The following is a 7,122-nucleotide window of genomic DNA, read 5'->3' as shown; positions in this document are numbered from 1 at the left end:
CAACAACCGGTCCGTGTAGCGCATGCCAGCAACGCCCCAGTCGGTCGTGTGATTGTTTGCCCGCGCCACCAGGTCGAAGCCCATGCTGCGCAGGTCCGCTGGAACCCGGGGCGAGCTGATCAGCCAGGACCCTCCCGGGTCCGCATCCGGCCATCCCCCGAACTTCTCAAGGTCAATGGCATTGCCCTCAAAGTTGCCGAAAGTTATGTCTGCTCCTTTGAGGATGGCCATCATCTCAGGGGACTGGCTTTGGAGCAGGGGTGCCAGGACGTCGTCTACGACGAGGTCTCCCACAGCCACCATGGTGAAGCCGTCCGGAACATTGGCCTCGATCCATGCCTCGGTGAGCCGCCCATCGTTCGCTTGAGATCCGCTCTCGGCCTGTTCTGTCATTAGCTGACTCCCACTACGGTGTTCATGAGTTTCCTTATTTTGATCTGAATCGGGGCACGGTGAGTGGTTTGTGGTCGCCGGTTGGCTTATCCGGCACCGAGCAGCATCTCCGGTGACAACCTCATGAGAACCACCTCTGTTGGGAGAAGGTTCTTCTCGATTACCAAATCTGTGACTGAGCGACCCGTTCGAAGAGCATCTTGGGCAACTTCGACGGAGGCTTCGTATCCAATGTGCGGGCTCAGCACCGTCACAACCCCTATGGAGGACTCGACCTGGGACCGCAGGAATTCCTTGTTGGCTGTGATGCCATCTACACATAGATCAGCCAGCGTCGTGCACGCCTCCGTGAGGTGCGCGACGCTCCGAAAGATGGAATAGGCGATGATTGGTTCAAAGGCGTTGAGCTGAAGTTGCCCTGCTTCGGCGGCCATTGTGACTGTCACGTCGTTTCCGACAACCTCGAACGCGACCTGATTCACCATCTCCGGTATGACGGGGTTGACCTTTCCGGGCATGATGCTGGACCCAGCCTGCCTGGGCGGCAAGTTTATTTCTGACAGGCCGGCGCGAGGGCCCGAGGAAAGCAGCCGCAAGTCGTTGCATATCTTGGAAGCTTTTATCGCCGTCCGTTTGAGAGTTCCCGAATACAGCGCAAAAGCTCCGCAGTCCTGTGTGGCCTCCACAAGATTTGGGGCGGTGACAACGGGCAGGCCGGTGATGCGTTGAAGGTGCCGCCTGGCGGCTTCGGCGTACCCTGGGGGAGCGGTAATTCCCGTTCCGATGGCAGTCGCTCCAAGGTTGATCTCGTGCAGGTGCACCAAGGACTCCCCGAGCCGCAGTTCATCTTCCCCCATCATGGTGGCATATGAGGCGAACTCTTGACCCAGCGTCATGGGCACAGCATCTTGAAGCTGGGTCCTGCCAACCTTGATCACGTCTGCAAACTCGACTGCTTTTCGCTCAAAGGAAAGACGAAGGTGCCGCAAGGCTTCGATGAGGTCAGCACCTGCGGTGATCGCTGCGATTTTCAGCGCAGTCGGGTAGACATCGTTCGTGGACTGGCTCCGATTTACATCCTCGTTCGGATGGAGGTTCGAATACGATCCCTTGGGGAGGCCCAATATTTCCAATGCCCGGTTGGCTATGACTTCGTTGGCGTTCATGTTTGTGGAGGTACCTGCGCCGCCTTGGATCGGATCGACGATAAATTGATCGTGCAGGGCTCCCGCCCGGATCTCTTGACATGCCTGGACAATGGCCTGTGTCCGGACGGCATCGAGGCCGCCTACCTCGGAGTTGGCCATCGCGGCCGCTTCCTTTACAGCTGCCAGCGCTGCCAGAAGCATTGGGAACTCCGAAATGGACGAACCAGTGACCCGGAAGTTCCTGCTCGCTCTGAGCGTATGCACCCCGTAGTACGCGTCTTCTGGGATCTGGAGCGGTCCCAGCATGTCACGCTCAGTTCTATGCACATTTATCCTTTCGCATTGCCGCCCACCCCCACTTCCCAGCAAACTGCAGGCAGGAAGGGCTACAGCACGAGTCCTCAAGTCAGTTTCGCTCCAGACACGCCCCAAGGCGGGGATACTTACCGGCACCGAGGCAATCTAAGAAGCAGCATTAGGGCCCAGCTCGGGCCGCTCGCGCCTTCGGGCTCACGTCGGCACGACCCAGGTCCAGCCTGAACCGAGAATTGCTGCTTCGCCACTGGCCACGCTGGGTTTCGTGTCAATCGTTGATCCAAGGACGGCGGGCTGATGGGGAGGGAGATCATCTGCGACCACTGCCGAATCCAGGCTGCAGGGTCCTTCCCGCAGAGTCCAAGCTCCAGGACTTCTACCCGCAGCTTCAGGTTGCGTCTCGTTCGTAGACCGTGCCGGCGGGGACGTCGGGGCTCACATCAACGACGAACGTCCCAGGTCCTTGACGCGTCACCATTATCCCGAAGGTTCGACAATGTGTAGATGTCCTGATTTGCTCGACGGCGGACGTAAGGTGCTTCTCCATGTCCGCAGCCGAGGCGACGGTGACGAGGAGTCCCGTGGGGCCGTGATGTTGAAAAATGTCTGGCTTGATCATCTGCATTCTTTCCCCAGGGCATGCCGCCACTGATGGTTTCCGGGCTACTTAAGGATCCAAGAACGCAGATGTGTCCATTGGAGGTCGTGCCACCACTCCCCTGCCCAGTCACTACTGTAGAACCGGAAGAGCGTTACAGTGTTGGCCACAAAATCCGAGGGGGCGCTGTGGGGCAACGCCCGCAGGAATGACTCAACCTCTTCGCGCAGATGAGGAGCTGCATCCAGATCGTGTGAGGCCAACGAGAGGTGGGCGCGGAAGTTGTCGGCGTCGAAGGGCTTGGCGCGCAACCCCTCGCCGCTTTCAGTCAAGGGCGCCAGTGCTGCATTGACTGCCACAGCCAAGTCCTTGATGGCTTGGTTCTTCTGCCCGCTGATGGTGTGGTCAACATCGAAGGTAATGGCCACGTTGTGTCGGCAAATGCCGGCGTTGTGGACCTCAATTGCACTGGTGGTGCTCAGGACAGGGTCCAGTGCGGAGACCAGGTCATCTTCAGTGGCCTTGCTCGGAATGGCCCCGGCAAGGGTTGCATGCGGCGGGAAGGCGGCAGCCGAGACAATGCCGAACTGACGACGAGCCAAGCTGGTGAGGTCGGAAACGGCTTTGCAGGTGAGCGGGTCTGGTCGCAGGTAGACACCGTACGTGTATCTCGTCGTCATTTTGCTGTCCTATGGTCTATTCCGGAAGTGTAGGGAACGTTCCCTACGATGATCCAATAAAGCCTGCTGGTTGTCCAGAGGGTAATTTCTAGATCGCCGCCGTGGACCGCGAGGCCCTGAGCTGTCCGGGAATGGCGAGGCGTTCAACAGGCCGTCCGGGTTCAGCGATCACCTTCATGAGCAGATCAACGGCAGCGGTTCCTATCTCATCGATGGGCTGGCGCCAGGTTGTAATGCCAATGAGGTTGCTGGCCAGTCCTCCCACCCCATCGAATCCGGTGATGGCAAGCCGTGGCCGCCCCTGTTCGAAGAGTTCCAGGCAGACGGCAGCGTAGCGGTCGTTGGGGCACATGAGGGCGGTGATTGTTCCGGGGGTTGAGTCCAGCGACTCCGGCGCGGATTCTGCTGACTCAACAGGAAGGAGGTGAGGGATGGCGCCGCGTCGCGTCAGTTCCTCAGCCATGACGTTCGTACGCCGGTGGAGTATGGGCGAGGCACTAATAGATGGCTGAAGTACACCGATTTCCCGGTGGCCCAGGTCAATGAGGTGCTGCGCCAAGTCGGCCGCTCCAGCGTCTTCGTCTCCGAAAACGCTGTTCAGTGCCGGATCGGCTTCCGGCCGCCCGGCAACCACGACGGGGAAGCGGTCTGAGAATCGCTTCACTTCCTCGGCGGGCAGTCTTCCGCTACACACGATGAGGCCATCGACGCGAAGGGCAATCAGATCCTCAAGGGCCCGTCTCTCGTCGTGGTTGTCCAAGGCCCCGGACGTGATGAAGACGCGGTTCTGAACCTGGGTCCCTCTCTTTTGGAGCGCACTCTGCATCTCGCCGTAGAAGGCGGCCGAAGCGTCCCGGACCAAGACCCCTATGGTGTTCGTCCGATAGGAGCTAAGGTTTTGCGCGGCCGCGTTGAACACGAAGCCCAGCTCGCGGGCAGCTTGCTCAACCTTCTTACGGGCCTCGTTACTGACACCATATTGTCCGCGGAGTGCCCGTGAGACGACGGACTTTGAAAGGTTGGCCCGTCGGGCCACGTCAACGATCGTCACGTGGCCGTTGCGTACGGCTGGTTGTTCAGCGGGAATCAGTCCTTCAACACCCGTTTCCTCCGCCACCCAGCGCTGCAAAGCGACTGGTTGTATGTTGAAGCGCAGCGCGACGTCCTTGACGGACTCACCGGCCGCAACTCGGCCGATTGCCTGCTCCCGCGCGGATGGGGAAGTCATGCCAGCTCCTATTGTCGTGTTTGGCCTGCGTACTCATTCTTACAGGGAACTGTCGGCGTCCGTGGCGTTGACGACCCGCTGAACGCCGGAGACGTCTGTGAGCTGTTCAACCAGATGGTCGATCGAGACTCTGCCACGGTTAAAGCGAAGATTGGCCTCAATGACGGTGCCGGCACGGGCCGTTTCCTGGCGGCGGGTTCCTTTCAAAGCCACCTCAAATCCAAGCTCAGTAGCCCGCTCAAGGATGACTCGGAGGGTGCCTTGCCCGTCGCCGTAATGGACCGTTAGGTCCCGACCCCTGCCGGCCACCGGAATCTGACGGGCGACCCGTGTAAGCAGAGTCACCGTGAGCAGGTGGAGTATTGTTCCTGTCGCAGCGAGCACCGGCATGCCGGCCCCGCAAGCCATGCCAATCGCCGCGACTACCCAGATGGACGCTGCGGTCGTTAAGCCGGAGACGACGTTTTGTCGCACAAAGATGACGCCGGCGCCCAGAAAGCCGATACCCGAAACGATCTGCGCGGCTATGCGTGATGGGTCCAGAATGACATCGGAGGTTGTTATGGCGCTGAAGCCGTATCCGGATACCAAGGTGAACACCGCTGCGCCAAGGCCTACCAGCGTGTGCGTGCGCAGACCCGCGCTCTTGACCTGGCGGTGGCGTTCTATCCCCACCAGTGCCGAAAAGACGTACGCCATCCCCAATAGCGCGAGCTCTGTCAGCGTTGAATTATTGATCCAATCGATGTGCAGCAATCATCTGCCTTCCCGGCGCTGGCAGTGGGGGCCGGACGCCTGTTCATGAAAACTTCACCAAAATCTGTTGTCTATGTAGGGAACGTTCCCTACACTTTTCACAATAGTCCAATTTTCCAACGAAGAGAATGATCATGGTTGCGCTTCAATCGAATCCATCAAGACCGGCGCTCATGCCGCCGCAGGGCCGCAATGGTCCGCCGCGGCGCCGTAAGGGTCCCCATCTCTGGGCTGTTCTGTTCCTCATCCCCAGTCTCGGCGCCATAGCCCTGTTCGACTATTGGCCGCTGCTGCGGACACTGTTCCTGTCCATGCAAACGACGAACCTCTTCGGGCAGCCCAAGGGCTTTGTGGGCGGCGAGAATTACGCCGACATGCTCAGTGATCCTGACTTTTGGCGGACTCTGGGGACGACGGTGGCCTTCATGGCCGGGTCCGTCACCGGCAAACTTCTCCTCGGTCTGGCCATTGCCGTCCCGTTGTCATCCAGGCTCCGCGGTACAGCTATCTTCCGGGCCACGGCGCTCGTGCCGATGGCTGTGTCTGTGGCCGTCGCGGGCTTAGCGTTCCGGGCACTAATGACCCCATCCAGTGGCCTGTTCGACGTGATCGCCAATACGTTCGGCGGCGAAAACGTGGGATGGCTGACGTCGACCAGCATCTCGCTGATCTCCGTGATCATGGTCGATGTGTGGACCGCCCTCGGTTTCACTGTTCTTTTGCTTCTGGCTGCGCTCGACTCCATTGAGACACAAATCTACGAAGCCGCCGCTATTGACGGAGCGCGATTCTGGCGCCAGTTAACGTCAGTGACACTTCCGCTCATCACACCAACGCTTTTCTTCATCGTTGTGACGCAATCAATTCAGTCCCTGAGGGAATTCACTGTGATCAGCGTCCTGACCGGCGGCGGGCCGGCCGATTCCACCAAGACACTCGTGCTGGACATATACGACGCCGCGTTCGGAGGCACGGCCGATTACGGTGCAGCTTCGGCCCTATCGATCGTCCTTCTCATACTCATACTGGCACTCACCGCGATCCAATTCGGCGTGCTCGAGCGAAGGGTCAACTACAAATGAAATCGGCAACCCGAATAGCGCTCCTTACATATCTGGCAACCGTCGCCCTGGTAATCGTTCTCCCCATCGCGTACGTGGCATTCGGTGCAGTCAGGCCCTCCCCCGCAGTGACCGGGACACTCCTGGACATCATCCCCACCGGCTTTACGTGGGACCACGTTGTGTCAGCGTTCAACCGGGCACCGCTGTTCCAACAGATCCTCAATTCCACGTTGGTGCTCATCGCTCAGACCGGACTACAGGTACTCACGAGCTTGCTCGCGGCCTACGCGATTGTCTTTGGGCGTTTCAAGCGGCCAACCCTCATTTTGGGCCTTTACCTGGTCACGATGATGATCCCCAACGAGGCCACCGTCGTCGCCAACTACCTCACGATCAGAAGCCTCGGCCTCTTCGATACCCTGCTGGCCGTCTTTCTTCCCTTCATCGCGTCCGCATATTCAATCTTCCTGCTGCGCCAGTCATTCCTCAGTTTCCCGACTGAAATTGTGGAAGCCAGCCGGCTCGACGGCGTGGGACCCATCAGATTCCTCACCCGCTTTCTCATCCCATTGACCAAACCCACCGTAATGGCCGTCAGTTTGGTCTCCGCCATCGCCGCCTGGAACGGATACCTCTGGCCGCTTCTGGTCACCGAATCCCCCGAAGCGCGCACCGTCCAAGTAGGCGTCAAAGCGCTCTTCGACGAAGCGGACACAGATATAGGGGCAGGCCTCGCCGGCCTGATCATCGTCAGTATTCCCACAATCATCCTGGTGCTTGTGGGTCAAAAATTCCTCGCACGGGGAATCACCGAAGGAGCAGTGAAATGAAACACCTTTTGTCCCTCCGCCTTGGCGCCGTGGGCGCCGCGGCCGCCCTGATTGTAGGCCTTACCGGCTGCGCGAGCGAAACGACACAAACGACAGTCAAATCCGAAGGC

General features: G+C 59.4%; 7 protein-coding genes. 2 read left to right on the top strand and 5 right to left on the bottom strand.

The features are described 5' to 3' along the window. From HP499_RS18125 to HP499_RS18105, 5 genes are all read right to left on the bottom strand, one after another. Positions 1 to 393 (bottom strand): CapA family protein (locus tag HP499_RS18125; RefSeq protein ID WP_172325583.1); only part of this gene is annotated, 393 nt, incomplete at its 3' end. Positions 394 to 479: 86 nt separating this feature from the next. Further along, positions 480 to 1,874, bottom strand: a complete 1,395-nt coding sequence (locus HP499_RS18120) for an aspartate ammonia-lyase (protein WP_309138419.1) — start codon at positions 1,872 to 1,874, stop codon at positions 480 to 482. A gap of 645 nt (positions 1,875 to 2,519) precedes the next feature. Then, positions 2,520 to 3,134 carry a 2'-5' RNA ligase family protein gene (locus HP499_RS18115; RefSeq protein ID WP_172325581.1) on the bottom strand — a complete coding sequence of 205 codons (615 nt, stop codon included), beginning with the start codon at positions 3,132 to 3,134 and terminating at the stop codon, positions 2,520 to 2,522. A gap of 88 nt (positions 3,135 to 3,222) precedes the next feature. Then, a complete protein-coding gene (locus HP499_RS18110; protein WP_172325580.1) occupies positions 3,223 to 4,362 on the bottom strand; it encodes a substrate-binding domain-containing protein in 1,140 nt (379 codons plus the stop codon). Positions 4,363 to 4,401: 39 nt separating this feature from the next. Continuing rightward, positions 4,402 to 5,118, bottom strand: coding sequence for an MgtC/SapB family protein (locus tag HP499_RS18105; RefSeq protein WP_309138418.1), 717 nt, complete (start codon positions 5,116 to 5,118; stop codon positions 4,402 to 4,404). Positions 5,119 to 5,252: 134 nt separating this feature from the next. Here HP499_RS18105 and HP499_RS18100 point away from each other — a divergent pair, with 134 nt between their 5' ends. Together HP499_RS18100 and HP499_RS18095 are read left to right on the top strand one after the other, a co-directional pair. Beyond that, a complete protein-coding gene (locus tag HP499_RS18100) occupies positions 5,253 to 6,200 on the top strand; it encodes a carbohydrate ABC transporter permease (protein ID WP_216660138.1) in 948 nt (315 codons plus the stop codon). Continuing rightward, positions 6,197 to 7,012 (top strand): carbohydrate ABC transporter permease, encoded by an 816-nt coding sequence (locus HP499_RS18095; RefSeq protein ID WP_172325578.1) that lies wholly within the window; start codon positions 6,197 to 6,199, stop codon positions 7,010 to 7,012. Before HP499_RS18100 ends, HP499_RS18095 begins: the two co-directional genes overlap by 4 nt. The last annotated feature ends 110 nt before the right edge of the window (positions 7,013 to 7,122 follow it).

It is taken from the genome of Paenarthrobacter sp. CM16 (assembly GCF_013179505.1).
GTDB lineage: Bacteria > Actinomycetota > Actinomycetes > Actinomycetales > Micrococcaceae > Arthrobacter.
The sequence above is the reverse complement of the archived record's forward strand: the minus strand, read 5'-3'. Positions and strand labels throughout refer to the sequence as shown.

Coding starts and splice junctions, on each gene's coding strand:
- HP499_RS18115 (WP_172325581.1), bottom strand. CDS start 3,134: ATGACGACGAGATACACGTACGGTGTCTACCTGCGACCAGACCCGCTC.
- HP499_RS18110 (WP_172325580.1), bottom strand. CDS start 4,362: ATGACTTCCCCATCCGCGCGGGAGCAGGCAATCGGCCGAGTTGCGGCC.
- HP499_RS18100 (WP_216660138.1), top strand. CDS start 5,253: ATGGTTGCGCTTCAATCGAATCCATCAAGACCGGCGCTCATGCCGCCG.
- HP499_RS18095 (WP_172325578.1), top strand. CDS start 6,197: ATGAAATCGGCAACCCGAATAGCGCTCCTTACATATCTGGCAACCGTC.